Raw genomic sequence first — 25971 nt, forward strand, 5'->3', positions numbered from 1 at the left:
TCTCGAAGAAGGACATCATGCGCTGCCTCAAACGCCACATCGCCCGCGAGATCTACCGGGCCCTCATCAACGACCTCAGGACCCGAGACACCCACGTCCCGACTTCAACCGCCGACCTCGCGAAAGCGGCTTGACATCCATAGGAGCATCGCTCCAGGCCTCGACGCGACCCCCCGACGGACCCCGCGAGGACCGGGGCCGTCCCACGGGCGACGGTAGAGTGGATCGGGTGACTTCGCTGCCCGTGTTGACGACCGTCGAGGACCGGACCGCCGAGAATCCGACCGTCGAGAATCCCACCGCCGTGAATCCCACCGCCGGCGGCGCCGCCGCCACCGGGACACGGCGGTTGCGCGTGGCCAGCGTCAACGTCAACGGCATCCGGGCGGCCTTCCGCACCACCGGGGTGCGGGCCGGCAACGGCGACGGGATGCGCGAGTGGCTCGCCGCCCGGGACGTGGACGTGCTCACCCTGCAGGAGGTGCGGGCGCCCGACGCCGTCGTGCACGACCTGCTCGGCCCCGACTGGTACGTCGCCCACGCCGAAGCCGGCGCCAAGGGGCGCGCCGGCGTCGCCGTCGCCACCCGGGTCGAACCCACCGCCACCCGGATCGGCATCGGCGAGGACTACTTCGCGACCGCCGGCCGCTGGATCGAGGTCGACGTCACCGTGCCCACCGCCACCGGGGACGCGGCGCTCACCGTGGTCAGCGCCTACGTCCACTCCGGTGAGGCCGGCACCGCCCGGCAGCAGGACAAGTACCGGTTCCTGACCGCGATGGAGCGGCGGCTGGCCCGGCTCCGGGCCGACGCGGACCTCGCCGTCGTCACCGGCGACCTGAACGTCGGGCACACCGCCCGCGACATCAAGAACTGGAAGGGCAACGTCACCCGGGCCGGGTTCCTGCCCGAGGAGCGGGAGTACTTCGACCGCTTCTTCGGGGAGCACGGCTGGGTGGACGTGCACCGGTCCCTGGCCGGCGACGTCGACGGGCCGTACACCTGGTGGTCGATGCGCGGCGCCGCCTTCGACAACGACGCCGGCTGGCGGATCGACTACCAGATCGCCACCCCCGAGCTCGCGCGAGCGGCGACGACGGCGAGCGTGGACCGGGCCGCGTCGTGGGACGCCCGCTGGTCCGACCATGCGCCGCTGGTGATCGACTACCTGCTCTGACCACGACGCCGGAACACGACCGACCGCGACCCGACCCGACCTGACTGACCGCCCGACCGCCCGCCCGCCCGAAAGACCCGACCGCGACAAGGAAGCACTCGTCCATGGCCACCCCGTCACGTTCCCGCGTTCTCTCCGGCGCCCAGCCCTCCGCCGACAGCCTGCACCTGGGCAACTACATCGGGGCGGTGCGGAACTGGGTGCGGATGCAGGACGATCACGACGCGATCTACTTCATCCCGGACCTGCACGCGATGACGGTGGAGCACGACCCGGCGACCCTGGCCGACCGGACCCGGCGGACCGTCGCCCAGTACATCGCCGGTGGCGTGGACCCCGATCGGTGCACCCTCTTCGTGCAGTCCCACGTACCCGAGCACGCCGAGCTGGCCTGGGTGCTCAACTGCATCACCGGGTTCGGTGAGGCGTCCCGGATGACCCAGTTCAAGGACAAGACCGCCAGGTACGGGGTCGACGCGGCGACGCTGGGACTGTTCGCCTACCCGACGCTGATGGCCGCGGACATCCTGCTCTACCAGGCCTCCCGGGTCCCGGTGGGGGAGGACCAGCGCCAGCACATCGAGCTGACCCGCAACCTCGCCCAGCGGTTCAACACGCGGTTCGGCGAGACGTTCGTGGTGCCGGAGGGATTCATCCCGCCGGTCTCGGCGAAGATCTACGACCTGGCCAACCCGACGGCGAAGATGTCCAAGTCGACTGCCTCCCCGGCCGGGCTGATCAACCTGCTGGACGAACCGAAGGTGACCGCGAAGAAGATCCGCTCGGCGGTCACCGACAACGGCACCGTGATCCGGTTCGACCCCGAGCACCAACCCGGGATCTCCAACCTGCTGTCCATCCACTCCGCGCTCAGCGGCCGCGGTCTGGACGAACTCGAGCAGGACTACGCAGGTCGGATGTACGGGCGTCTGAAGGTCGACGTCGCCGACCTGGTGACCGCCTTCGTCGTCCCGTTCCGGGAACGGACGGAGGAGCTGCTCGCGGACCCGGCGGAACTGGACGCGATCCTCGCCCGCGGCGCCGACAAGGCCCGGGTGATCGCCGGTGAGACGCTGGCCGCCGTGTACGACCGGGTCGGCCTGCTCCGGCCCGCCGCCGGTTGGGTGCGCGTGCCCGGGGCGAGCGGCGAGAGCTGACCGTGGCGGCGCCGGCGGCGGGCTCGCTCGGGGTGGTGATCACCGTCCCGGGCCCGTTGGCGGCGCAACTGCACCAGTGGCGCGCCTCCTTCGGGGAGCCCGCCTCCGGCCTGGTCCCGCCGCACGTGACCATCCTGACCCACGGCCTCGCCGGCGACGACGACCCCGCGATGACCGCGGTGGCCGCCGTCGCCACCCGCGTGGAGCCGTTCACCGTCGTGCTGCGCGGGGCGGGCAGCTTCCTGCCGCGTTCCCCGGTCGTCTACCTGCGGCTGACCGCCGGCGCCCGGGAGTGCGTCGAGCTGCACGAGGGCATCCTCGCGGCCGGCATCGGCAGCGCCGCGGTCTTCCCCTACCACCCGCACGTCACCCTGGCCCAGGGCGTGGACCAGCAGGCCCTGGACGAGGCGCTGATCCGGTTCGCCGGTTTCGCGGCCACCTTCCCCGCCCGCGCCCTCGGTGTCTTCCGCGCCGGTGAAACCGCGTGGGAGCAGGTGGGGGAGGTACCGCTCGGCGGCTGAGCCCACCGGCCGCCACACGCACGAGAGGCCCGGGCGGTTCCCCGCCCGGGCCTCTCGTCCGACTGCTGTGGCGGTCAGATCGCTCGGGCGAGCACCGCCTGCTTGACCTCGGCGATCGCCTTGGTCACCTGGATCCCGCGCGGGCAGGCCTCCGTGCAGTTGAAGGTCGTGCGGCAGCGCCACACGCCCTCCTTGTCGTTGAGGATCTGCAGCCGCATGTCACCGGCGTCGTCACGCGAGTCGAAGATGAAGCGGTGCGCGTTGACGATCGCGGCCGGACCGAAGTACTGACCGTCGGTCCAGAACACCGGGCAGGAGGACGTGCACGCCGCGCACAGGATGCACTTGGTGGTGTCGTCGAAGCGCTCCCGCTCCTCGGCCGACTGCAGCCGCTCCTTCGTGGGAGCGTGCCCGCGGTTGACCAGGAACGGCATGATCTCCCGGTACGACTGGAAGAACGGCTCCATGTCCACGATCAGGTCCTTCTCCACGGGCAGGCCCTTGATCGGCTCCACCAGGATGGGCTTGGACGTGTCGAGGTCCTTGAGCAGCGTCTTGCAGGCCAGGCGGTTGCGGCCGTTGATCCGCATCGCGTCGGAGCCGCACACCCCGTGCGCGCACGAACGCCGGAACGAGAGCGACCCGTCGTGCTCCCACTTGACCTTGTGCAGGGCGTCCAGCACGCGGTCCGTGCCGTACATGGTCAGCGAGAACTCGTCCCAGCGCGGCTCGTCGGAGACCTCGGGGTCGTAGCGGCGGACCCGCAGGGTCACGTCGAACGTCGGGATCTCCCCGCCACCGCCCACGGAGGCGGGAAGCTCGACCTTGGATGCCGGTTCGGCTGTCTGCGTGCTCATCAGTACTTGCGCTCCATCGGTTCGTAACGGGTGAAGATCACCGGCTTGGTGTCGAACCGGATCCCCTTGACTCCCTCCATCTCGGAGTCGGGGTCCCGGTACACCATGGTGTGCTTCATCCAGTTCGTATCGTCACGATCGGGGTAGTCCTCGCGGTAGTGCCCGCCGCGGGACTCCTTGCGGTGCAGGGCCGAGACGGTCATCACCTCGGCCATGTCCAGCAGGAAGCCGAGTTCGACGGCCTCGAGCAGGTCCAGGTTGAACCGCTTGCCCTTGTCCTGCACGGAGATCGCCCGGTAGCGCTCCCGCAGGGCCTCGATGTCGTCGAGCGCCTGCCGGATCGAGGACTCGGTGCGGAACACCTGCATGTTCGCATCCATCGTGTCCTGCAGGTCCGCCCGGATCTTCGCGACCCGCTCGGTCCCGGTCCCGGTCCGGACGACGTCGAGCAGGTCCTCCGTGTAGGTGGCCGGGTTCTCCGGCAGTTCCACGAAATCCGCGCCCACGGCGTACTCCGCGGCGTTGATGCCGCAGCGCTTGCCGAACACGTTGATGTCCAGCAGCGAGTTGGTGCCCAGCCGGTTGGAGCCGTGCACGGACACGCAGGCGACCTCACCGGCGGCGTACAGGCCCGGCACCACGGTGTCGTTGTCGGCCAGCACCTCCCCCTTGATGTTGGTGGGGATGCCGCCCATCGCGTAGTGGCAGGTGGGGAACACGGGGACCGGCTCCGTGTAGGGCTCGACGCCGAGATAGGTGCGGGCGAACTCGGTGATGTCCGGCAGCTTCGCGTCGATGTGCGCCGGCTCCAGGTGCGTCAGGTCCAGCAGCACGTAGTCCTTGTTCGGGCCGCAGCCCCGGCCCTCGCGCACCTCGTTGGCCATCGACCGGGCGACGATGTCGCGCGGGGCGAGGTCCTTGATGGTGGGGGCGTACCGCTCCATGAACCGCTCGCCCTCCGAGTTGCGCAGGATCGCGCCCTCGCCGCGGGCGGCCTCCGAGAGCAGAATGCCCAGGCCCGCCAGCCCGGTCGGGTGGAACTGGATGAACTCCATGTCCTCCAGCGGCAGGCCCCGGCGGAACGCGATGCCCATGCCGTCACCGGTGAGGGTGTGCGCGTTCGAGGTGGTCTTGAACACCTTGCCGACACCGCCGGAGGCGAAGACGACGCTCTTGGCCTGGAAGACGTGGATCTCTCCGGTGGCCAGCTCGTAACTGACCACACCGGCGACTCGCTTCTGTCCAGTGCCCTCGGCGGCGTCGTCGTCGAGCAGGAGCAGGTCCAGGACGTAGAACTCGTTGTAGAACTCGACGTTGTGCTTGACGCAGTTCTGGTACAGCGTCTGCAGGATCATGTGACCGGTGCGGTCCGCGGCGTAGCAGGCGCGGCGCACGGGCGACTTGCCGTGGTCACGGGTGTGGCCGCCGAACCGGCGCTGGTCGATCCGCCCCTCCGGCGTGCGGTTGAACGGCAGACCCATCTTCTCCAGGTCCAGGACGGCGTCGATGGCCTCCTTGGCCATCACCTCCGCGGCGTCCTGGTCGACGAGGTAGTCCCCGCCCTTGACCGTGTCGAAGGTGTGCCACTCCCAGTTGTCCTCCTCGACGTTGGCCAGGGCCGCGCACATGCCGCCCTGGGCCGCACCGGTGTGGGAACGCGTCGGGTAGAGCTTGGTCAGCACCGCGGTGCGGGCACGCTGACCGGACTCGATCGCGGCGCGCATCCCGGCGCCACCGGCACCGACGATCACGACGTCGTACTTGTGGACCTGCATTCTTCGATGACTCTTTTCTCTCGTGGTCGCCATGTCGCCGCGTACCGGCGCGGGTTCCGCCGGGGCGGGCACGGAGTCAGGGGGCGGGGCAGAAGCTGCTGACCGTGGAGACCCCGTCGATCACGGGGCACGGGTCGAACGTGTAGATCACCAGGGTGCCGAGCAGGAGCATGGTGCCGCAGGCGACGTACAGCACGGTCTTCAGCCAGAGCCGGGTCACGTTCCGTTCCGCGTAGTCGTTGATGATGGTGCGCACGCCGTTGGTGCCGTGCAGCATGGCCAGCCACAGCATGGCCAGATCCCACACCTGCCAGAACGGGCTCGCCCATTTCCCGGCCACGAAACCGAAGTCGATCGCCTTGACCCCGTCGCCGACCATCAGGTTCACGAACAGGTGCCCGAAGACGAGAACGATGAGGATGACGCCGGAGAGACGCATGAACAGCCACGCCAGCATCTCGAAGTTGCCGCCCTTGCCCTTGTTGCGGCGGTACTGCGGTGCGATCCGCCCGCCGGCGCTCGCGGGGGAGCGGGGTGACTCGACGACGATGCCGGACATGTCAGTTACCTCCGAAGGCGAGCGAGAGGTGGCGTACGAGGAAGGGGATCATGATGACGAACCAGCCGACCACCACCGACCAGAGCATCTGGCGCTGGTACTTGGTGCCCTGCTTCCAGAAGTCGATCAGGATGATCCGCAGTCCGTTCAGGGCATGGAAGACGATCGCGCCGACCAGGCCCGCTTCGCCGAGCGCCATCACCGGGTTCTTGTACTGGGCGATGACGGCGTTGTACGCGTCCGGTGACACTCGCACGAGCGAGGTGTCCAACACGTGGACGAGGAGGAAGAAGAAGATCACCACGCCCGTGATGCGGTGACCCACCCAGGACCACATGCCTTCACGGCCGCGGTACAGGGTGCCCATGGATGTTTTCGGCACTGAACAACCTCCCTGCAGCTCCGAGTACGGACGCCGTCAGCGGTGTCGCGTCGGACTCGGCCGGGCACTGCGAACCCGATCGTCTTTCCCAGCCGCTGCCGGTGCGAGCGGCCGTCGTTTCCCGGCCGGCCGTCGGCAGCACCGACGGGTGGTCGCAGACCCCGTCCCGTCGGGTCCACCATAGTCCTCCCCTCCACCCCTTCGTGACCAGCGCGCCCCGATGACGGCGGGGAGCCGCGGCGGCCCGGGGCGCCCGTCCGCCGGGTGTGCGCGACACCACACCCGGAGGGTCGGGCAGTGCCCTGCACTAACGTGGGGACAATGAGCGAGCACGACCCGTCGACGCCCGCGCCCACCAACGCGTGCGCTGCCGACCCCCTGTCCCGGTTCCACGCCGTCATCCCCGCGGGCGGTGTCGGCACCCGGCTGTGGCCCCTCTCGCGGGCGGCCACCCCGAAGTTCCTGCACGACCTGACCGGCAGCGGGCACACGTTGATCCGCGCCACCTACGACCGGCTGGAGCCGCTCGCCCCCGGCCGCGTGATGGTGGTGACGGGCCGAGCTCACCGTGACGCCGTCGTCGGCCAGCTGCCCGAGCTGGGCGAGGACGACGTCGTGATCGAGACGGAGCCGAAGGACTCGGCCGCCGCGATCGGACTGGCCGCGGCGATCCTGCACCTGCGGGACCCCGAGACCATCCTGGGCTCGTTCGCCGCCGACCACGCCATCAGCCCCGACTCCCTGTTCCGGGAGGTCGTCGCCGAGGCCGTGCACACCGCCGCCACCGGGCGGATCGTCACGATCGGCATCAAGCCCACCTACCCGTCCACCGGGTTCGGGTACATCCAGCTCGGGGAGCCGCTGGACGTCGCCGGCGCCCCACACGCGTTGACCGTGCGCACGTTCGTGGAGAAGCCGTCCGCGGAGGTGGCCGCCGAGTACGTGGCGTCGGGGGAGTACGGCTGGAACGCCGGCATGTTCGTCGCCCCCACCGCCCTGATGCTGCACCACCTCGAGCGGGCACAGCCGGAGCTGTACACCGGGTTGATGCAGATCGCCCGCGCGTGGGACGGCCCGGAGCGGGATGCCGTCGTGGCGCGGGTGTGGCCGGGGCTGCCGAAGATCGCCATCGACTACGCCGTCGCCGAGCCCGCCGCCGCGGCCGGGGACGTCGCCGTCGTGCCGGCCGACTTCCGCTGGGACGACGTCGGGGACTTCGCCGCGATCGGCCGGCTCAACCCGGCCGGCTCCGGCGTCACGGTGCTGGGCGAGCACGCCCGCGTCGTGACCGACCACGCGACCGGGGTCGTGGTCACCGGCACCAACCGGCTGATCGCCCTGATCGGGGTGGAGGACATCGTCGTGGTCGACACCCCGGACGCCCTGCTGGTGACGACCGCGGACAACGCGCAGGCGGTCAAGAAGACGGTCGAGCAGCTGAAGGCCGCGGGCGCCGACGACGTGCTCTGAGCCCCGGTGCGCCGTGGCCGAGCGTGTCGGGCGGCCCCGGACCGGCGCGGGACACGCCCGGGCTGGCTAGAGTGGAGCGGGTGGATCGCGCACCGTTCGGCTTCTCCTCCGACTCCGACCAGCTGCCCGTCGTCGGGCCGTTCCTGCGGCCGCTGCTGGCCGAGCTGACCGCATTCCGCCGCGACCTGCACGCCCACCCCGAACTGTCCACCCGGGAGGTGCGCACCACCGGCAGGATCGCCGACCGGCTGACCGCGGCCGGTCTCACCCCGCACTTCTTCGAGGGCACGGGCCTGTACGTGGACATCGGGCACGGCCCCATCGCGACCGCGCTGCGGGCGGACATCGACGCCCTTCCGGTGCAGGACGAGACCGGGCTGCCCTGGGCGTCGACCAGCCGAGGGGTCTGCCACGCCTGTGGCCACGACATGCACACCACGGTGATGGTCGGCGTCGCCCTCGTGCTCGCCGACCTGAACCGGTCCAGCCCCCTGGCCGGGACCGTGCGGATCATCTTCCAGCCCGCCGAGGAGACCATGCCCGGCGGTGCCCTGTCCTGCATCGAGCAGGGCGTGCTCGACGGCGTGCCCCGGATCTTCGCGCTGCACTGCGACCCGCGCATCGACGTCGGGCAGATCGGCACCCGGATCGGTGCCATCACCTCCGCCTCGGACACCGTGCGGATCGAGCTGACCGGCCGGGGCGGGCACACCTCGCGCCCGCACCTGACCGAGGACCTCGTGTTCGCGCTCGCCGAGATCGCCGTCGGGGTGCCCGCCGTGCTCTCCCGGCGGATCGACGTGCGCAGCGCCGTCTCCGTGGTCTGGGGGCAGATCCACGCCGGAGCCGCCCCCAACGCCATCCCCGCCACCGGTTTCATGTCCGGCACCATGCGCTGCCTGGACGGGGACGCGTGGCTCGCCGCCGGGGAACTGCTCGACGACGTCGTCAGCCAGGTCGCGGCCCCCTTCGGGGTGGCGGTCGACCTCGAACACGTCCGCGGCGTGCCCCCGGTGGTCAACACCGAGGTGGAGACCGCGATGATCGAGGCCGCGGCGCGCGCGGAACTCGGCGAGGACGCCGTCGTGCTCACCCCGCAGTCGATGGGCGGTGAGGACTTCGCCTGGTTCCTGCAGGAGGTGCCCGGTTCGATGTTCCGGCTCGGCACCCGCACCCGGGGCGGCGAGACGTTCGACCTGCACCGCGGCGACTACGTCATCGACGAGGAGTCCCTCGCCGTCGGGGTGCGGGTGATGGCGGCCACCGCGCTGCGGGCGGTCGCGGAGGCCGCCCAGCACCCGCCGGTGGTCGCCCCGGTCGCCCCGAACCGCCTGGTGGAGCGTCCGGCCGCGAAGCCCAGGTCCGCGTGGGCCGCAGAAGCTACCGGTAGGTAACGAATTCCTCACGTCCCCGCACGGCGGATGTGAAGTGGCTAACGTGCAGCGCGGCGCCGGGTTAGGGTATGGGCTGTACAGCCCGTCGCCGCACAGCGGCGCGCAGCACCGTCCGGCATCGCGGGCGGCCGCCAGGACGACGCCGATCGGGCCGGTCGTGGGAGCGGGGGCAACTCGTCTGGGAGGAACAGTTGAACACCACTGACATCATGGGCGCCGCCGTGCGCAAGGGCCGTCGTCTCACCGTGAGCGCCGCCGCCCTGAGCGCCGCGGCCCTGCTGCTGGCGGCCTGCGGGCAGGCGCCGTCCTCGAGCTCGTCCGGCACGGCCGGCGCCTCGGCCAACCCCTCGGCCAAGGACTACACCGGCTGCATCGTCTCCGACTCGGGCGGTTTCGACGACCGCTCCTTCAACCAGTCCTCCTACGACGGGCTGATGAAGGCGAAGCAGGACCTGGGCATCTCCACCAAGCAGGCCGAGTCGAAAGCCGCGACCGACTACGGGCCGAACCTGAACGCGATGATGCAGGGCGGCTGCAACCTGACCGTCACGGTCGGCTTCAACCTCGGTGACACCACCAAGCAGGTGGCCGCGAAGAACCCCCAGAAGCACTTCGCGATCATCGACTACTCGGACCCGAAGTTCACCGACAACGTCAAGCCGATCGTCTACGACACCGCACAGGCCGCGTTCCTGGCCGGCTACCTGGCGGCCGCGACGTCGAAGACCGGGAAGGTCGCCACCTACGGCGGCATGAACATCCCGACCGTCACCATCTTCATGGACGGGTTCGCCGACGGGGTGAAGTACTACAACCAGAAGAAGTCCAAGAGCGTCCAGCTGCTCGGCTGGAACAAGGACAGCCAGAACGGCACCTTCGTCGGCAACTTCGAGGACTCCGGCAAGGGCAAGCAGAACACCGTCAACTTCATCAACGAGGGCGCGGACGTGATCATGCCGGTCGCCGGTCCGGTCGGTGCGGGCACCATCGACGCGGCCGTCGACGCGAAGAACGCCGGCAAGGACGTCAAGCTCATCTGGGTGGATTCGGACGGCTACCAGACCAACACCAAGGGCAAGGATCAGATGCTCTCCTCGGTGATGAAGCTGATGGGTGACGCGGTCGAGACCGTGGTCAAGGACGACCTGAACGGCACGTTCAGCAAGACCGCCTACGTGGGCACGCTGGACAACGGCGGTGTGGCCCTGGCCCCGTTCCACGACCAGGACAAGAACGTCTCGGCGCAGACCAAGTCCGAGCTGGACCAGATCAAGAAGGACATCATCTCCGGCACGATCAAGGTCACCTCGAAGGCCAGCCCGCAGGGCTGACCGGGACCGTTTCACCGCGGCACCGCCGGTCCCGAGCCGGGCCGGCGGTGCCGCGCGTCCGGCATCGGCCGGGCGAACCCTCGACGACCAGCTCACGACGCGGAGCGTCACGACGAAGACGGGAAGAGTGTTGAGGCTCGAACTGAAGGGCATCACCAAACGGTTCGGCGCGTTCACCGCCAACGAAGCGATCGACCTGGTGGTCGAGCCCGGCCAGGTGCACTGCCTGCTCGGGGAGAACGGCGCCGGCAAGTCCACCCTGATGAACGTGCTCTACGGGCTGTACCAGCCCACGGAGGGGCAGATCCTGCTCGACGGGACGCCCGTGACCTTCGCCGGCCCCGGCGACGCGATGGCCGCCGGCATCGGCATGGTGCACCAGCACTTCATGCTCATCCCGGTCTTCACCGTGGCCGAGAACGTGGCCCTGGGCAACGAATCCACTCGCGGCGGCCTGCTCGACCTGGCCGCGACCCGCACCCGGATCCGGCAGATCTCCCAGCAGTACGGGTTCGACGTCGACCCGGACGCGCTGGTCGGGGACCTGCCGGTCGGCGTCCAGCAGCGCGTCGAGATCATCAAGGCCCTGGTCCGGGACGCGAAAGTGCTGATCCTGGACGAGCCCACCGCGGTGCTCACCCCGCAGGAGACCGACGAACTGCTCGCCATCATCGGCCAGCTCACCGCGGACGGCACGTCGGTCGTCTTCATCAGTCACAAGCTGCGCGAGGTGAAGGAGGTCGCCGACCGGATCACGGTGATCCGTCGCGGCACGGTGGTCGGCAGCGCCGACCCGTCCGCCTCCACCACCGAGTTGGCCTCCCTGATGGTCGGCCGGTCCGTCTCGCTGAACCTGACCAAGGACGCCCCGCAGCGCGGCCGCACCACGTTCAGCGTCCGCGACCTGACCGTCACCGCCGCCAACGGCACCCGGCCGCTGGACGCGGTGAGCTTCGACATCGCCGAAGGCGAGGTGCTCGCCGTCGCCGGCGTCCAGGGCAACGGGCAGACCGAACTCACCGAGGCGATCCTGGGCCTGCTCGACCACGTCACCGGCGCGATCAGCCTGGCCGGGACGGAACTGCTCGGCCGCTCCGTCAAGGACGTGCTCGGTGCCGGGGTCGGTTTCGTCCCCGAGGACCGCACGGTCGACGGACTCGTCGGCCCGTTCTCCATCGCCGAGAACCTGGTCCTGGACCGCTACGACACCGCACCGTTCGCGCGCGGCATCGGTATGAACCCGGCCGCCATCCGCCGCCAGGCCGAGGAGAAGGTCGCCGAGTTCGACGTGCGCACGCCCAGCATCGGCGCAGCCGTCTCCACCCTCTCGGGCGGCAACCAGCAGAAGGTCGTGCTCGCCCGCGAGCTGTCCCGGCCGCTCAAGTTGTTCATCGCCTCCCAGCCCACGCGTGGTCTCGACGTCGGCTCCATCGAGTTCGTGCACCGGCGGATCATCGCCGAGCGCGATCGGGGCACCCCGGTGCTGATCGTGTCCACGGAACTCGACGAGGTGATCCAGCTCGCCGATCGGATCGCGGTGATCTTCCACGGCCGCCTGATGGGCATCGTCGACGCCGACACCCCGCGCGAGACGCTCGGCCTGATGATGGCCGGCGCCACCGCGCAGGAGGCGTTCGGGCAGGTCGGCTCGGCCCCCTCCACTCCCGCCCCCGACCGCCCCGCCCCCGACGAAGGACACCGGCAGTGAGCACGCACGACCCGACGGATCGTTCTCCCGGCACCGGAACGGACCCCCACACCGACGCCGACTGGTCAGAAGATGCGGATTCTTCCCCCGATCGCGGTCCAGAACCGACGTCAACTGACCGGTCAGTGGGGGGAGTGGCTGACGGGGGTGACGACGGCGCCGCGCCGCCGGCCGCCGCGACCGGTGCGGGTCTGGTGAAGGACGAGTCCGCGGCGTCCGTGGCGCAACGCATCTTCTCCGGCAACGGGCTGGTCGCCGTGCTCTCGGTGGTGGCGGCCATCGTGCTCGGCGGTGTGCTGATCGCCGCCACCGACGAGGCGACCATCGCCGCCGCCGGGTACTTCTTCGCCCGGCCGACCGACACACTCGCCGCGGGGTTCAGCGCCGCGATGAACGCCTACGGCGCCCTGTTCACCGGTGCGATCTTCAATCCGCGGGCCGAGGGCCTGACCGGCATGCTGTACCCGATCAGCGAGACGCTGACCGTTGCCACGCCGTTGATCCTCGCCGGGCTCGGTGTGACGCTGGCGTTCCGCGCCGGCCTGTTCAACATCGGCGCCCAGGGCCAGATCCTGCTCGGCGCGACCTTCGCTGCCTGGGTCGGGTTCACCTGGCACCTGCCGGTCGGCCTGCACGTGGTGGTCGCCGTCCTGGCCGGCATCGTCGGCGGCGCCCTCTGGGGCGGCATCCCCGGGTTCCTCAAGTCCCGGACCGGGGCGCACGAGGTGATCGTCACCATCATGCTCAACTACGTGGCCATCTACCTGGTCCAGTACCTGCTCACCCAACCGGCGCTGCAACGGCCCGGCTCCTCCAACCCGATCAGCCCGCTGATCGACGACAGCGCGATGTTCCCGCAGCTGCTCGGGCCGGACCTGCGGCTGCACGCCGGGTTCCTCGTCGCCGTCGCGGCCGTGATCGCCGTCTGGTGGCTGCTCGGCCGTTCCACCATCGGCTTCGAGTTCCGGGCGGTCGGCGCCAACCCGCACGCGGCCCGTACCGCCGGCATCAACGTCACCCGTGCGACCGTCCTGGTGATGGTGTTCGCCGGGGCGCTGGCCGGGCTGGCCGGCGTCGCCCAGATCTCCGGCACGGAGCGGGCCCTGACCAGCGACATCGCCGCCAGCTTCGGCTTCGACGCGATCACCGTCGCGCTGCTGGGCCGGTCCACGCCGTGGGGGACCTTCTTCGCCGGGCTGTTGTTCGGCGCGTTCCGTGCCGGCGGCGTCGCCATGCAGACCCAGACCGGCACGCCGATCGACATCGTGCTGGTGGTGCAGTCCCTCATCGTCCTGTTCCTGGCCGCCCCGCCGCTGGTGCGGGCGCTGTTCCGGATCCCGGATCCGGGCCAGCCCGGAAAGAATCGGCCCGGTGATACCCGTCCCGGCGGCCGGTGGAGCCGACGCCGGGATCGCCACCGGGCCGCCACCACCGCGAGCACCGGAGGTGCAGCATGAGCACGACCGTCACCGCGCGAGGGGAGCGCGGAGCGCCCGGAACCACGCCCACCGCCCGGACCGCCGTCCGCTCGTGGCGCCCGGTGATCGTGTTCGCGATCGGCGCACTGGTCGCCCTGGTGGTCTTCGCGTTCGGGGCGCCGGACGCCACCGCCACCTTCCGGTTCTCCGAGTCCGGCGACGCGGTCGGCCTGCCGGACCTCGCCCTGTCCGCCGTCGTCCTGGGCTGGCTGGCCGCCGTCGTCTGCGTCGCCGTCGCCGTGCTCGCCTTCCTCGGCGTGCGCACCGGCCGACCCCCGAACCGCTGGCTCACCGCACTGTTCTGGGTCGCCTTCCTGGTCGGCTTCCTCACCTGGGTGGTGGGCAGCGCCCGGACGCCGAACGTGTCCCTCGCCGGCCTGCTGGCCGGGTCGGTGACCCTCGCCGTGCCGCTGATCTTCGGCTCCCTCTCCGGGGTGCTGTGCGAGCGGGCCGGCGTGGTCAACATCGCGATCGAGGGTCAGCTGCTGTTCGGGGCGTTCAGCGCCGCCGTCGTGGCCTCCGTGGCCCGGAACGCGTACGCGGGCCTGCTCGCCGCCTGTGTGGCCGGTGCCCTCGTCGCCGTGGTGCTGGCGGTGTTCTCGATCAAGTACTACGTCAACCAGATCATCGTCGGCGTGGTGCTGAACGTGCTCGTCTCCGGGCTGACCGGCTTCCTGTTCTCCACGGTGCTGACCCGGGACGCCGAACTGTTCAACTCGCCGCCGCAGCTGCCGTACTGGAACGTTCCCCTGCTGGCCGACATCCCGGTGCTCGGGCCGATCCTGTTCCGGCAGACCGTGGTCGGCTACCTCATGTACGCGGCCGTGGTCGCGGTGTACGTCGGTCTCTTCCACACCCGGTGGGGGCTGCGGGTCCGCGCCGTCGGCGAGCATCCCAGGGCCGCGGACACCGTGGGCATCAAGGTCAATCGCACCCGCTTCACCAACGTGCTGCTCGGCGGCGTGGTCGCCGGTCTGGGTGGCGCGTTCTTCACCCTGGTCTCGGTCAGTCAGTTCACCAAGGACATGACCGGCGGGCAGGGCTTCATCGCCCTCGCCGCCCTGATCTTCGGGCGCTGGAACCCGGTCGGCGCGTTCTTCGCGGCCCTGCTGTTCGGCTTCGCGACGAACCTGCAGTACGTGCTCTCCTTCCTCGGCACGCCGGTGCCCAGCCAGTTCCTGGCCATGCTCCCGTACCTGGTCACCATCCTCGCCGTCGCCGGCCTGGTCGGGCGCTCGCAGTCCCCGGCCGCCAGCGGCGTGCCCTATCTGAAGGGCTGAGGCGGGCCGCCATGGTGGAGGACACCGACGACGTCGACTGGGACACCCTGACCGCTGCCGCGACCGCGGCCATGGGTCGGGCGTACGTCCCCTACTCCCGGTACCCGGTCGGCGCCGCTGCCCTGACCGAGGACGGCCGGACCGTGACCGGGATGAACATCGAGAACGCGTCGTACGGGGTGACGCTGTGCGCGGAGTGCTCCCTGATCTCCGCGCTGTTCGCCTCCGGCGGCGGTCGCCTGCGCGCCTTCGTGTGCGTGGACGGCGCCGGGGCCGTGCTGATGCCGTGCGGCCGGTGCCGCCAGCTGCTGTACGAGCACCGCGCCCCGGGGATGACGCTGATGACCGTGCGCGGGCTCCGGACCATGGACCAGGTGCTGCCCGACGCGTTCGGCCCCGAGAACCTGGCCTGAGGAGGGCTCCATGCCGCGAACACCCCAGACGTTCGACGCCGTCGACGTGATCCGCACCAAGCGCGACCGCGGTCGGCTCTCCGACGCCGCGATCGACTGGGTGGTGGACGCCTACACCCGCGGTGTCGTCGCCGAGGAGCAGATGGCGGCGCTGACCATGGCGATCCTGCTCAACGGGATGGACCGGGCGGAGATCGCCCGCTGGACGGCGGCGATGGTCGCCTCGGGCCAGCGGATGGACTTCTCCGGGTTGCGCCGGGACGGCCGGGCGCTACCCACCGTCGACAAGCACTCCACCGGCGGGGTGGGGGACAAGATCACCCTGCCCCTGGGCCCGCTGGTGGCCGCGTTCGGCGTCGCCGTCCCGCAGCTGTCCGGGCGGGGCCTGGGCCACACCGGCGGCACCCTGGACAAACTGGAGGCCATCCCCGGCTGGCGTGCGGGGCTCGACCACGACGCCCTGCTGCGGCAGTTGCGGGACGTGGGGGCCGTCGTCGCCGCCGCCGGCCCCGGGCTAGCCCCCGCGGATGCGAAGCTGTACGCCCTGCGCGACGTCACCGGCACCGTCGAGGCGATCCCGTTGATCGCCTCGTCCATCATGAGCAAGAAGATCGCCGAGGGCACGAGTGCGCTGGTGCTCGACGTCAAGGTCGGCTCGGGTGCGTTCATGAAGACCGCCGACGACGCGCGGGAGCTGGCCCGCACCATGGTGGACCTCGGCGCCGACGCCGGGGTGCACACGGTCGCATTGCTGACCGACATGTCCACCCCGCTCGGATTGACCGCGGGCAACGCCCTGGAGGTCGCCGAGGCGGTCGAGGTGCTCGCCGGCGGCGGCCCCGCCGACGTCGTCGAACTCACACTCGCGCTCGCCCGCGAGATGCTCGCCGCGGCCGGTGTCGCCGACGCCGACCCGGCGGCCGCCCTGGCCGACGGCCGGGCGATGGACGTGTGGCGGCGGATGATCACCGGTCAGGGGGGAGACCCCGACGCGCCGCTGCCGGTGGCGGCCGAGACCGAGACGGTCACCGCCCCCGCCGGTGGCACCCTCACCCGACTCGATGCGCTCGCCGTCGGCGTCGCCGCCTGGCGGCTCGGCGCGGGCCGGGCCCGCAAGGAGGACACCGTCCAGGCCGGTGCGGGGCTCACGCTGCACGCCAGACCCGGTGACACCGTCACCGCCGGTCAGCCGCTCCTGACCCTGCACACGGACACCCCCGACGCCTTCGGCCGTGCCCGGGAGGCGCTCGCCGGTGCCGTCGACATCACCCCCGCCGGGCCGACCGCGAGGGCAGAGCCCGCCTCCGCCGGGCACCGCCCCGTCGTCCTGGAACGGGTGGCACGATCCTGATCCTGTGCACGTTCGGCGGCGCCCTGTCTCCTCCCGGACGCTGACCCTATGATGTGGGCGTGGGGACAAGGAAAGGGACAGCGTGAGCATCGTCAATGACCTGGTGATCGATGCTGCCTCGATGTGGTGGATCTATCCGCTGCTGCTCCTCTTCTGCTTCATCGACGGGTTCCTGCCGCCGGTGCTGCCGTCCGAGACCCTGATCGTCGCCCTGTCCGCGGTCTCGGTCACCTCGGGACAGCCGAATCTGTGGCTCCTCGCCCTGGCGGGCTTTCTCGGTGCGATCAGCGGCGACCAGGTCGCCTACCGTATAGGGCGCGCCGCCGGGGCCGGCGGGTTCCGCTGGATGCGCGGCGCACGCGCCCAGGCCACCCTGCACTGGGCCCGCCGGGAGCTCGACAAACGCGGCGCCATGCTGATCCTCACCGCCCGGTACGTCCCCGTCGGCCGCGTCGCCGTGAACTTCACCGCCGGGACCACCCGGTTCCCGCTGCGCCAGTTCACGGTCCTGGACCTCATCGCGTGCGCCACGTGGATCGGTTACAGCATCGGGATCGGCATCGTGGCCGGGGCCTGGGTCGACCAGCATCCGCTGCTCGGAGCCGCACTGGCGATCGCCATCGCGATCGTCATGGGCTTCCTCATCGATCACGCGATGCAGGGGATCTCGCGGTTCCGGCGCCGGCGACTGGACCGCTCGACGTCGGCGCTCACGACGGCCGCGTCGGCTCCCGCCGCGGTCGACGTGGAGAAGCCGGCACCGCAGCCGGTGGGCAAGAACGCGCGCAGTAAGAGCGCGTGACCGGTGCCAGGTCCGCACCTGCTCACGTCGCTCCCTTCGGCGGTCGCCGCCGCGGCCGGTCCGATGGAGAGGATCAACGAGGCGGTCGCCGGCCTCGCCGGCACCGCCTGGGTGCTGCCGGTCCTGTTCCTGTTGTGCGTCTGTGACGGGTTCTTCCCGCCGCTGCCCAGCGAGTCGGTGGTCGTCGCGCTGACCGCGGTGGCCGTGTCCACCGGCAACCCCACCCTGGCCGGCATCATCGTCGCGGCCGCCGCCGGTGCCGTGATCGGGGACAACATCGCCTGGCTGCTCGGCCGCTCGATCGGCGTGGGTCGGTTCCGATGGATGCGCCGGCGCCGGGTGCAGCAAGCCTTCCGCTGGGCGCGCAGCGAGCTGGACCGGCGCGGTGCCCTACTCATCCTCACCGCCCGGTACATCCCGGTCGGCCGAGTGGCGGTCAACATGACGGCGGGAGCCACTGGGTTCGCCCGCCCCCGGTTCGTCCTGCTCACCGTGATCGCCGGCAGCACCTGGTCGGTGTACTCGGTCGGCATCGGGGTGCTCGCCGGGGCCTGGGCCAGGGACAACCACGTCCTCGCCGCCGGCGTGGCCATCGCGATCGCCGTCGCGGCGGGCATCGTCGTCGACCGGGTGACCCACTGGATCGCCCGGCGCGACCACGCCCCCGAACCCCACGTGGCGGATCGGCGTCCGCCGCGCGACCCCCCGGCCGCCGACCGTGGGGACTGATCGCCCGCGTTCCGCCCGCCTGCCGAGGGCGTGATGGTCGCGACAGCAAGGTCGCTACAGTGAGACCGTGACCGAGAACCCGAGCCCCGCCGCCGCAGCCGAGGTCGACTACCGCGTGCTGCCCAAGATCTCCCTCCACGACCACCTGGACGGCGGGCTGCGCCCCGCGACCATCGTCGAGCTCGCCGACGCCGCCGGGCACGCGTTGCCCACGACCGACCCGAACGCCCTCGCCGCCTGGTTCGTCGAGTCCGCGGATTCCGGATCGCTGGTGCGTTACCTGGAGACGTTCGACCACACCATCGCGGTCATGCAGACCCCAGAGACGCTCGCCCGCGTGGCCCGCGAATTCGTCGAGGACCTCGTCGCCGACGGCGTGGTCTACGGCGAGGTGCGCTGGGCCCCGGAGCAGCACCTGCGCGGTGGCCTGAGCCTCGACGAGACCGTGCAGGCCGTGCAGGCCGGCATCGACGAGGCGACCGCCGCGGCGCGCGCCGACGGTCGGGACATCCTGGTCGGGCAGCTGGTGACCGCCATGCGGCAGGGTGAGAACGGGCTGGCCGTCGCCGAACTCGCCCTGCGCCACCGGGACCGCGGGGTGGTCGGCTTCGACATCGCCGGACCCGAGGACGGGTTCGGGCCCGCCCGGATGGCCGACGCCTTCGACCTGCTCGCCCGCAATCTGTTCCCCGTCACCGTGCACGCGGGGGAGGCCGCCGGTCTGGACAGCATCACCGAGGCCCTCACCGTCGGGCACGCCCTGCGACTGGGCCACGGCGTGCGGATCGCCGAGGACCTGACCGTCGACTTCGACGCCGGGCTCGAGGACGGTGCGGCGCTGGTCACCTGCGGGCCCGTGGCCAGCTGGGTGCTCGATCGGCAGATCCCCCTGGAACTGTGCCCGTCGTCGAACCTGCAGACCGGCGCGGTCGCCGCGTTCGGCACCCGGCTCGACCAGCACCCCATCGACCTGCTGTACCAGACCGGCTTCCGGGTCACCGTCAACACCGACAACCGGCTGGTCAGCAACACGACCCTCAGCGACGAGATGGCCCTGCTCGTGGACGCGTTCGGTTACGACCTCGACGACCTGCTCGCCCTCACACTCAACGCCGTCGACGCCGCGTTCGCCCCGCTGGACGTGCGCACCACCCTCGCCGAGGCGATCTCCGCCAGCTATGACGGCCTCGCCGACTGACCGGGCGGCGGAGCGTCCGGCAGCGCCACGCCCCGACGCGGGGGAGGCGTTCGGCGAGCTCGTCGGCGTGATGGACCGGCTGCGTTCACCGGGCGGCTGCCCGTGGACTGCCGCGCGGACGCACCGGAGTCTGCTCACGTACCTGATCGAGGAAGCACACGAGCTGGTCGAGGCCGTGGAGACCGGGGGGCCTGCCGACGTCCGGGAGGAACTGGGCGACGTGTTGCTCCAGGTGGTCTTCCACGCCCGGCTGGCCGAGGAGGCCGGACCGGACGCGGCGTTCGACGTCGTCGCGGTGATCGGGACACTGGTCGAGAAGCTGCGCCGGCGCCACCCCCACGTGTTCGCCCCTGAGAACGAGGGTGACGCCGCCGCGCCGGAGCCGGCGGAGCTGCACCGGCGCTGGGACGAGATCAAGCGGGTGGAGAAGCCCGAGCGCACCGGTCCGTTCGACGGCATCCCGCCCGGCCTGCCGGCCCTCGCGCTCGCCCAGAAGACCCTCGCCCGGGCTCAGCGCGCCGGCCGGGAACCGGTACCGGCACCGGGGCGGACCCCCGACGGCGGCCCCGCCATCGGCGAGGAGGAGCTCGGCGACGCGCTGCTCGCCCTGGCCCGTCGCGGCCAGGCGGGCGGCGTGGACGCGGAGGCGGCCCTGCGCGGCGCGGTACGCCGGTATCGCGACGCGGCGCCCGGCTAGGCTGAGACCGACGTCAGACCACGCATCAGCTCGACGAACAGGAGTCCTTTCATGGCCACCATCGACGCCATCCACGCACGGGAGATCCTCGATTCCCGCGGCAACCCGACCGTCGAGGTCGAGGTGCTGCTCGACGACGACTCGTTCGGCCGCGCGGCGGTTCCCTCCGGTGCGTCCACCGGCGAGTTCGAAGCCGTGGAGAAGCGTGACGGGGACGCCGGGATCTACCAGGGCAAGGGCGTCACCACCGCGGTCGACGCCGTCCTGGAGACCATCCAGCCGGCCCTGCTCGGCTTCGACGCGACCGACCAGCGGCTCGTCGACGCGACCATGATCGACCTGGACGGCACCGAGAACAAGAGCAGGCTCGGCGCGAACGCCATCCTCGGCGTCTCCCTCGCCGTCGCCCGTGCCGCCGCCGCGTCCGCCGGCCTGCCGCTGTACCGGTACCTCGGCGGGCCGAACGCGCACGTGCTGCCGGTGCCGCTGATGAACATCCTCAACGGGGGTTCCCACGCCGACTCCGACGTGGACATCCAGGAGTTCATGATCGTGCCACTGGGCGCGTCGACCTTCTCCGAGGGGCTGCGCTGGGGCGTGGAGGTGTATCACCACCTCAAGAACGTGCTGAAGCAGGAAGGCCTGAGCACGGGCCTGGGCGACGAAGGCGGCTTTGCGCCCAACCTGCCGTCCAACCGGCACGCCCTGGACATCATCACCACCGCCATCGAGAAGGCCGGTTACACCCCGGGCAGCCAGATCGCCCTCGCCCTGGACGTGGCCTCCAGCGAGTTCTACCAGAACGGCTCCTACCAGTTCGAGAAGCAGTCCCGGACCGCCGAGCAGATGAGCGCCTACTACCAGGAGCTCGTCGCCAACTATCCGCTGGTCTCCATCGAGGACCCGCTGGACGAGGACGACTGGTCCGGCTGGCAGACCATCACCGCCAACCTCGGGGAGAAGGTCCAGCTGGTCGGCGACGACCTGTTCGTCACCAACGTCGAGCGGCTGCAACGCGGCATCGACGAGAAGGCGGCGAACTCCCTGCTGGTCAAGGTCAACCAGATCGGCTCCCTGACCGAGACCCTCGACGCCGTCAGCCTCGCCCAGCGTGCCGGTTTCACCACCATCACCTCGCACCGGTCGGGGGAGACCGAGGACACCACGATCGCCGACATCGCGGTCGCCACCAACGCCGGTCAGATCAAGACCGGCGCTCCCGCCCGGTCCGAGCGGGTGGCCAAGTACAACCAGTTGCTGCGGATCGAGGAGGAGCTCGACGACGCTGCCTGGTACGCGGGCTCGCGCGCCTTCCCGCGTTTCTCGGCCTGATTCCCGATCCCGCTGGCTACGGTAGGAGGGACGGCACCGCACCCGCGGATCGTCGTCCCTCCGCCGGCGCGCCGGTCGCGTTCCGCCCGATCGGGCGACGCGTCGGTGTGAGCCGCCACTGATCAGCCGCAGGAGTGCCATGTCGACGCGACGACCCAACGTGCCCCGGACGGGTGCGGCGGCCGAGATCGGCCGCGCCGGAGGGAACGACGTCGACGACGGCGCTCCCGCGACCGGCACGGCCACGGCCGGCCGTGACCCCGAGCGCGCCGGCTCACCGCGGCCGGGCGGACGGCGTGCGGGCTCGACGAGCGTGAGCTCGTCCCGCCCGGGTTCTCCGGTGGGCCGTCCGGTCACCTCCGCCCTGCCCGTCACGCCGCCCGCCGCCCGTGCGCACCTCGGCCACAGATCGAAGCCCGGACCCGGGTCGGCGTTCACCAGACCGGCCGGCGACGGCACCGCAGGTGACGGGACCGACAGCACCAGCTCCGAGGGCACCAGCACCGGCGCGGCCAGCACCGGCGCTGCGCGGGTCCTGCGTGGCGTGCGCGGAAGCCGGGGCGACGGCCGCGCCGGTCGCGCCCGGAAGACCACGTCGAGCACGTCCACCGCGCCGACCCGCTACACCGTCCGGCGCGAGGACGGGCGGGTCAACTACGCCTTCACCGACCCGGCCGCCCGGCAGCCGACCGGTGGTTCCACCGCGGTCCGGCCCGTCCCGGCCAAGGCGTTCTCGGGCCGGTTGCTCGCCCTGGCCCTCGTCCTCGTCACCATCACGATCCTGCTGGCACCCACGGTTCGCACGTGGCTCGGGCAACGAGCGGAGATCAGCAGTCTGCAGCAGAGCATCCAGGACGAACGGGCCAAGCAGAGCCGGCTGAAGGACCAGCTGAACCGCTGGAACGATCCCGCCTACGTCAAACAACAGGCGCGTGACCGGCTGTTTTACGTGATGCCGGGAGAGACGGGATACTTGGTGATCGGGGCGGGCAGCCCGGACGAGGTCCCGCCCGTCGCCACCTCGGCCGAATCCGACAACGGGCCGCAGCCGTGGCTGGATGCGCTGTGGACCTCGGTGCGCGGCGCCGCCGACCAACAGAACACGCGCTGACGGTCCGGGACGCCGGGCCTCGGCCCGGGCCACCGGAAAGGACACGCACGTGACACCCCGCACCGCCGGAGGTGAGAACACCGCGGCTCGTGACCCCGGCGTCGTTCCTGGCACCACCGCCGCTCCTGGCACCACTGTCGCTCCACATGCCACCGTGATTCGTGACGATCGGGACCCGCGGCCCGCGGATCTGGACACGATCAGCCGGCAGCTCGGCCGGCCGGCCCGCGACGTCGTCGAGATCAGCGCCCGTTGCGTGTGCGGGAATCCGCTGGTGGCGGCGACCGCGCCGCGGCTGGGCAACGGCATCCCGTTCCCCACCACGTTCTACCTCACCCACCCGGTGCTCACCGCCGCGGTCTCCCGGCTCGAGGCCGCCGGCACCATGGCCGGGATGACCGAGCGGCTCACCGCCGACCCCGCGCTGGCCGCCCGGCATCGTTGCGCCCACGAGCACTACCTCGCCGAGCGGGACCGGATCGGCCGGCGCGCCGGCACCGGGGAGGTGCCCGAGATCGCCGGCATCTCCGCCGGCGGCATGCCCGACCGGGTCAAGTGCCTGCACGCCCTCGCCGGCCACGCCCTCGCCGCCGGACCCGGCATCAACGTCCTCGGCGACGAGACGCTGGCGGCCGTCGCCGAGGACTGGACGCCCGACCGGTGCACCTGCGCCGGCGCCTGGGATCCAGGAGCCCCCGTCCCGACCAAGGATCTGAGCCGACATGTCCGACACCTCACCCGCTGACCGATCGCCCTCCGGCTGCGATTCCTCCACCCCCGCTGCGTCCCGGCGCGTCGCCGCCGTCGACTGCGGCACGAACTCCATCCGCCTGCTGATCGCGGACGTGCGGGCCGGAGCGGGCACCCCCTCCCTCACCGACGTCGTGCGCACCATGCGCGTCGTCCGGCTCGGGCAGGGCGTCGACCGGACCGGCCGGCTGGCCGAGGAGGCGCTCGCCCGGACCTTCGACGCGTGTCGCGACTACGCCGCGCAGTGCCGGGAGCACGGCGTCACCCGGGTGCGCTTCGTCGCCACCTCGGCCACCCGCGACGCAGCCAACCGGCAGGTCTTCGTCGACGGTGTCCGCGACATCCTCGGCGTCGAGCCCGAGGTGATCAGCGGAACCGACGAGGCGTCCTTGTCCTTCGCGGGCGCGCTGAGCGTGCTCGACCCCGGCCAGCCGCTGCCGGCCCTCGTCGTCGACCTCGGCGGCGGGAGCACGGAGTTCGTCCTCGGTGACCGTGACGGTGTGCGAGCGAGCCTGAGCACCGACGTCGGGTGCGTCCGGATGACCGAACGGCACCTGGCCGACGACCCGCCCAGTCAGGCGCAGATCGCCGCCGCCGGCACGGACATCGACGCCGCGATCGACGCGGCGGCCGGTGTCGTCCCGCTCGGTGACACCGCGACCGTGATCGGCGTCGCCGGGACCATCACGACCGTCACCGCCCACGCTTTGGGCCTGGATCGGTATGACGCCGACGCCATCCACGGGGCCGACCTGCCGATCGAGAGGTTGCGGGCCAGCGCCGACGCGCTGCTGCACGCCAGCCGGGACCAGCGGGCGGCGATGCCGTTCATGCATCCCGGTCGCGTGGACGTGATCGGTGCCGGTGCCCTGATCTGGTCCCGGATCCTCGAGCACGTCGCCACCGTCAGCGGGACCGTGCGCACCGCCGTCACCAGCGAGCACGACATCCTCGACGGGATCGCCCTGAGCGTGCCGGATGGCACCGGCGGGACGCCCGGGAGAGCGGTGCAGCGCTGACATGACGGAACGTCGGTCCGCCCGGATTCCGGTGTCCCCGAAGTCCAGACCCGTCCCGTCCGCTGGTCCGCCCGCCCGGGGGCGGATGGCGCGGGCCGCCGTCGCCGGCGCCCTCACCGCCGTCCTGGCCGGCGCGGGATGGTTGCTGCCCGTCTCGCCGGCCGCGGCCGCGGGCGGTCCGGTGCCGGCCGAGCCGCGCCCCACGCCGAGCCCGACCCGCACGTCGGCCCCGGCCGCGCCCGCGGCCACGGGCAGCGCCGGGGACGAGCAGCGTGCGGCGGAGTACTGGTTGCGCGAGTACGGGTTCGACGAGGCGTGGAAGGTCTCCCGCGGGGCCGGCGTCAAGGTCGCCGTCATCGACACCGGGATCGATCCCGGGCACCCGGACCTGGCTGGCGCCGTCGTCGGTGGCACCGACGTCTCCGGCACCGGTGCGTCGAACGGTGCCGAACCGATCGGCTTCGAACCCGAGCACGGCACCATGGTCGCGACCCTGCTGGCCGGACGCGGGCACGACCCGGCGTCGTCGTCCGCCCCACCCTCCCGTGGTTCCGGCCCTGGCTCCGGTGACCGCAGTGCCGGCATCGTGGGCGTCGCCCCCCAGGCGCAACTGCTCAACGTCTCCGCGTGGGTCGGCGACGGCAACCCGGGCGGTCGGGACATCATGGACCAGATCCCGGCGGCCGTGCGCTGGTCGGTCGACCACGGTGCCCGGGTCATCAACATGTCCCTGACCAGCACGAGCACGTCCTGGCCGCGGAGCTGGGACGACGCGTTCGCCTACGCCGAGCAGAAGGACGTCCTCGTGGTGGCCGCTGCGGGCAACCGCGCCGGTGGCATCGGCCAGGTCGGCGCCCCCGCCACCATCCCGGGAGTGCTCACCGTCGGCGGCCTCGACCGCGCGGGCGGGGCCAGCTGGGACGCGTCGGCACAGGGCATCTCCATCGGCGTCAGCGCGCCCTCCGAGGACCTGGTCGGCGGCCTGCCCGGCGGCGGCTACCGCACCTGGTCCGGCACGTCGGCGGCCACGCCGCTGATCTCGGGACTCGCCGCGCTGATCCGCTCCCGCTGGCCCGAGATGAGTGCGGGGGAGGTGGCGAACCGGATCGTCAGCACCGCCCGCGACAAGGGCGCACCCGGCCGCGACCCGATCTACGGGTTCGGGATCGTGGACGCTGCTCGCGCCCTCACCGCGGCGGTGCCGCCGGCCGCCAGCAACCCGCTCGGCTCCGTCGCCGAGTGGATCCGCATCCACCGGCGGGCCAACGACCCGTCGATCACCGCCCCGGCGCCGCCGCCGAGCCGGCGAACCGCGCAGGCGGTGCCCGTTCCGGCCGCGCCGGCACCGGCCCGCCCCGACTTCGACGGCGGCGTCGTCCCCGGGCTGATCGTCGTCGGTTTCGGCACCGTGCTGGCCGTCATCGCCGCTGCCGCGGCCATGCATCTGTCGGCGCTGCGACGTCGACGGTGATGCCTCGGC

The 25971-nt window shown here is 71.6% G+C and carries 24 protein-coding genes; 20 read left to right on the forward strand and 4 right to left on the reverse strand.

Features of this window, described 5'->3' with window-relative positions; translation table 11 throughout:
- Positions 1–304: 304 nt before the first annotated feature.
- The 3 genes from BKD30_RS10240 to BKD30_RS10250 all read left to right on the forward strand — a co-directional run bounded on the left by BKD30_RS10240 (position 305) and on the right by BKD30_RS10250 (position 2855).
- Complete coding sequence (locus BKD30_RS10240) at positions 305–1177, forward strand: exodeoxyribonuclease III (RefSeq protein WP_076704648.1); 873 nt, start codon at positions 305–307, stop codon at positions 1175–1177.
- A gap of 104 nt (positions 1178–1281) precedes the next feature.
- Positions 1282–2334 (forward strand): tryptophan--tRNA ligase, encoded by a 1053-nt coding sequence (trpS, locus tag BKD30_RS10245; RefSeq protein WP_076704453.1) that lies wholly within the window; start codon positions 1282–1284, stop codon positions 2332–2334.
- Between the two features lie 2 nt (positions 2335–2336).
- The gene (locus tag BKD30_RS10250; protein ID WP_076704454.1) at positions 2337–2855 is read left to right on the forward strand and encodes a 2'-5' RNA ligase family protein; all 519 of its coding nucleotides are present in this window, start codon (positions 2337–2339) and stop codon (positions 2853–2855) included.
- Positions 2856–2929: 74 nt separating this feature from the next.
- Here BKD30_RS10250 and BKD30_RS10255 read toward each other — a convergent pair whose 3' ends face one another.
- The 4 genes from BKD30_RS10255 to sdhC all read right to left on the reverse strand — a co-directional run bounded on the left by BKD30_RS10255 (position 2930) and on the right by sdhC (position 6413).
- Positions 2930–3712: a succinate dehydrogenase iron-sulfur subunit gene (locus BKD30_RS10255; RefSeq protein ID WP_076704455.1), complete on the reverse strand. Its 783-nt coding sequence runs from the start codon at positions 3710–3712 to the stop codon at positions 2930–2932.
- Positions 3712–5487, reverse strand: a complete 1776-nt coding sequence (sdhA, locus tag BKD30_RS10260; protein ID WP_076704456.1) for a succinate dehydrogenase flavoprotein subunit — start codon at positions 5485–5487, stop codon at positions 3712–3714. The genes BKD30_RS10255 and sdhA overlap by 1 nt, the downstream gene beginning before the upstream one ends.
- A gap of 76 nt (positions 5488–5563) precedes the next feature.
- Positions 5564–6046 carry a succinate dehydrogenase hydrophobic membrane anchor subunit gene (locus BKD30_RS10265; protein WP_076704457.1) on the reverse strand — a complete coding sequence of 161 codons (483 nt, stop codon included), beginning with the start codon at positions 6044–6046 and terminating at the stop codon, positions 5564–5566.
- Position 6047: 1 nt separating this feature from the next.
- The gene (gene sdhC, locus BKD30_RS10270; RefSeq protein ID WP_076704458.1) at positions 6048–6413 is read right to left on the reverse strand and encodes a succinate dehydrogenase, cytochrome b556 subunit; all 366 of its coding nucleotides are present in this window, start codon (positions 6411–6413) and stop codon (positions 6048–6050) included.
- 336 nt (positions 6414–6749) lie between these two features.
- On the opposite strand from sdhC, the gene BKD30_RS10275 reads away from it, so the two are divergent.
- From BKD30_RS10275 to BKD30_RS10355, 17 genes are all read left to right on the forward strand, one after another.
- Positions 6750–7898, forward strand: coding sequence for a mannose-1-phosphate guanylyltransferase (locus BKD30_RS10275; protein ID WP_076704459.1), 1149 nt, complete (start codon positions 6750–6752; stop codon positions 7896–7898).
- Between the two features lie 80 nt (positions 7899–7978).
- Positions 7979–9292 (forward strand): amidohydrolase, encoded by a 1314-nt coding sequence (locus tag BKD30_RS10280; protein WP_083956282.1) that lies wholly within the window; start codon positions 7979–7981, stop codon positions 9290–9292.
- A gap of 209 nt (positions 9293–9501) precedes the next feature.
- Entirely contained in the window at positions 9502–10623 is a 1122-nt protein-coding gene (locus tag BKD30_RS10285) for a BMP family lipoprotein (RefSeq protein ID WP_076704650.1), read from the forward strand.
- A 130-nt stretch (positions 10624–10753) separates the two neighbouring features.
- Positions 10754–12331 (forward strand): ABC transporter ATP-binding protein, encoded by a 1578-nt coding sequence (locus BKD30_RS10290; RefSeq protein WP_076704652.1) that lies wholly within the window; start codon positions 10754–10756, stop codon positions 12329–12331.
- Between the two features lie 125 nt (positions 12332–12456).
- Entirely contained in the window at positions 12457–13788 is a 1332-nt protein-coding gene (locus BKD30_RS10295; RefSeq protein ID WP_083956284.1) for an ABC transporter permease, read from the forward strand.
- Entirely contained in the window at positions 13785–15089 is a 1305-nt protein-coding gene (locus tag BKD30_RS10300; protein WP_076704460.1) for an ABC transporter permease, read from the forward strand. Before BKD30_RS10295 ends, BKD30_RS10300 begins: the two co-directional genes overlap by 4 nt.
- A gap of 11 nt (positions 15090–15100) precedes the next feature.
- Positions 15101–15502 (forward strand): cytidine deaminase, encoded by a 402-nt coding sequence (locus BKD30_RS10305; RefSeq protein WP_076704462.1) that lies wholly within the window; start codon positions 15101–15103, stop codon positions 15500–15502.
- Positions 15503–15512: 10 nt separating this feature from the next.
- A complete protein-coding gene (locus BKD30_RS10310; RefSeq protein WP_076704463.1) occupies positions 15513–16853 on the forward strand; it encodes a thymidine phosphorylase in 1341 nt (446 codons plus the stop codon).
- Between the two features lie 82 nt (positions 16854–16935).
- Positions 16936–17655 carry a DedA family protein gene (locus BKD30_RS10315; RefSeq protein WP_143588158.1) on the forward strand — a complete coding sequence of 240 codons (720 nt, stop codon included), beginning with the start codon at positions 16936–16938 and terminating at the stop codon, positions 17653–17655.
- A 3-nt stretch (positions 17656–17658) separates the two neighbouring features.
- A complete protein-coding gene (locus tag BKD30_RS10320) occupies positions 17659–18384 on the forward strand; it encodes a DedA family protein (protein WP_235861620.1) in 726 nt (241 codons plus the stop codon).
- Between the two features lie 67 nt (positions 18385–18451).
- Positions 18452–19582 (forward strand): adenosine deaminase, encoded by a 1131-nt coding sequence (locus tag BKD30_RS10325; protein ID WP_076704465.1) that lies wholly within the window; start codon positions 18452–18454, stop codon positions 19580–19582.
- Positions 19563–20279, forward strand: coding sequence for a MazG family protein (locus BKD30_RS10330; protein WP_076704467.1), 717 nt, complete (start codon positions 19563–19565; stop codon positions 20277–20279). The genes BKD30_RS10325 and BKD30_RS10330 overlap by 20 nt, the downstream gene beginning before the upstream one ends.
- 51 nt (positions 20280–20330) lie before the next feature.
- Positions 20331–21611 carry a phosphopyruvate hydratase gene (gene eno, locus BKD30_RS10335; RefSeq protein WP_076704468.1) on the forward strand — a complete coding sequence of 427 codons (1281 nt, stop codon included), beginning with the start codon at positions 20331–20333 and terminating at the stop codon, positions 21609–21611.
- A 139-nt stretch (positions 21612–21750) separates the two neighbouring features.
- The gene (locus tag BKD30_RS10340) at positions 21751–22722 is read left to right on the forward strand and encodes an FtsB family cell division protein (RefSeq protein ID WP_083956286.1); all 972 of its coding nucleotides are present in this window, start codon (positions 21751–21753) and stop codon (positions 22720–22722) included.
- 154 nt (positions 22723–22876) lie between these two features.
- Positions 22877–23467, forward strand: coding sequence for a DUF501 domain-containing protein (locus tag BKD30_RS10345; protein WP_235861621.1), 591 nt, complete (start codon positions 22877–22879; stop codon positions 23465–23467).
- Positions 23445–24491 (forward strand): Ppx/GppA phosphatase family protein, encoded by a 1047-nt coding sequence (locus BKD30_RS10350; RefSeq protein WP_083956290.1) that lies wholly within the window; start codon positions 23445–23447, stop codon positions 24489–24491. The genes BKD30_RS10345 and BKD30_RS10350 overlap by 23 nt, the downstream gene beginning before the upstream one ends.
- A gap of 85 nt (positions 24492–24576) precedes the next feature.
- On the forward strand, positions 24577–25962 hold the full coding sequence (locus BKD30_RS10355; RefSeq protein ID WP_076704470.1) for a S8 family serine peptidase: 1386 nt from the start codon (positions 24577–24579) through the stop codon (positions 25960–25962).
- Positions 25963–25971: the final 9 nt, after the last annotated feature.

The organism is Tersicoccus phoenicis (assembly GCF_001968835.1).
Taxonomy (GTDB): domain Bacteria; phylum Actinomycetota; class Actinomycetes; order Actinomycetales; family Micrococcaceae; genus Tersicoccus; species Tersicoccus phoenicis.

Coding starts and splice junctions, on each gene's coding strand:
- BKD30_RS10305 (WP_076704462.1), top strand. CDS start 15,101: ATGGTGGAGGACACCGACGACGTCGACTGGGACACCCTGACCGCTGCC.
- BKD30_RS10330 (WP_076704467.1), top strand. CDS start 19,563: ATGACGGCCTCGCCGACTGACCGGGCGGCGGAGCGTCCGGCAGCGCCA.
- BKD30_RS10350 (WP_083956290.1), top strand. CDS start 23,445: ATGTCCGACACCTCACCCGCTGACCGATCGCCCTCCGGCTGCGATTCC.
- BKD30_RS10285 (WP_076704650.1), top strand. CDS start 9,502: ATGGGCGCCGCCGTGCGCAAGGGCCGTCGTCTCACCGTGAGCGCCGCC.
- BKD30_RS10340 (WP_083956286.1), top strand. CDS start 21,751: ATGTCGACGCGACGACCCAACGTGCCCCGGACGGGTGCGGCGGCCGAG.
- sdhC (WP_076704458.1), bottom strand. CDS start 6,413: ATGGGCACCCTGTACCGCGGCCGTGAAGGCATGTGGTCCTGGGTGGGT.
- trpS (WP_076704453.1), top strand. CDS start 1,282: ATGGCCACCCCGTCACGTTCCCGCGTTCTCTCCGGCGCCCAGCCCTCC.
- eno (WP_076704468.1), top strand. CDS start 20,331: ATGGCCACCATCGACGCCATCCACGCACGGGAGATCCTCGATTCCCGC.
- BKD30_RS10265 (WP_076704457.1), bottom strand. CDS start 6,046: ATGTCCGGCATCGTCGTCGAGTCACCCCGCTCCCCCGCGAGCGCCGGC.
- BKD30_RS10275 (WP_076704459.1), top strand. CDS start 6,750: ATGAGCGAGCACGACCCGTCGACGCCCGCGCCCACCAACGCGTGCGCT.
- BKD30_RS10310 (WP_076704463.1), top strand. CDS start 15,513: ATGCCGCGAACACCCCAGACGTTCGACGCCGTCGACGTGATCCGCACC.
- BKD30_RS10355 (WP_076704470.1), top strand. CDS start 24,577: ATGGCGCGGGCCGCCGTCGCCGGCGCCCTCACCGCCGTCCTGGCCGGC.
- sdhA (WP_076704456.1), bottom strand. CDS start 5,487: ATGCAGGTCCACAAGTACGACGTCGTGATCGTCGGTGCCGGTGGCGCC.
- BKD30_RS10255 (WP_076704455.1), bottom strand. CDS start 3,712: ATGAGCACGCAGACAGCCGAACCGGCATCCAAGGTCGAGCTTCCCGCC.
- BKD30_RS10300 (WP_076704460.1), top strand. CDS start 13,785: ATGAGCACGACCGTCACCGCGCGAGGGGAGCGCGGAGCGCCCGGAACC.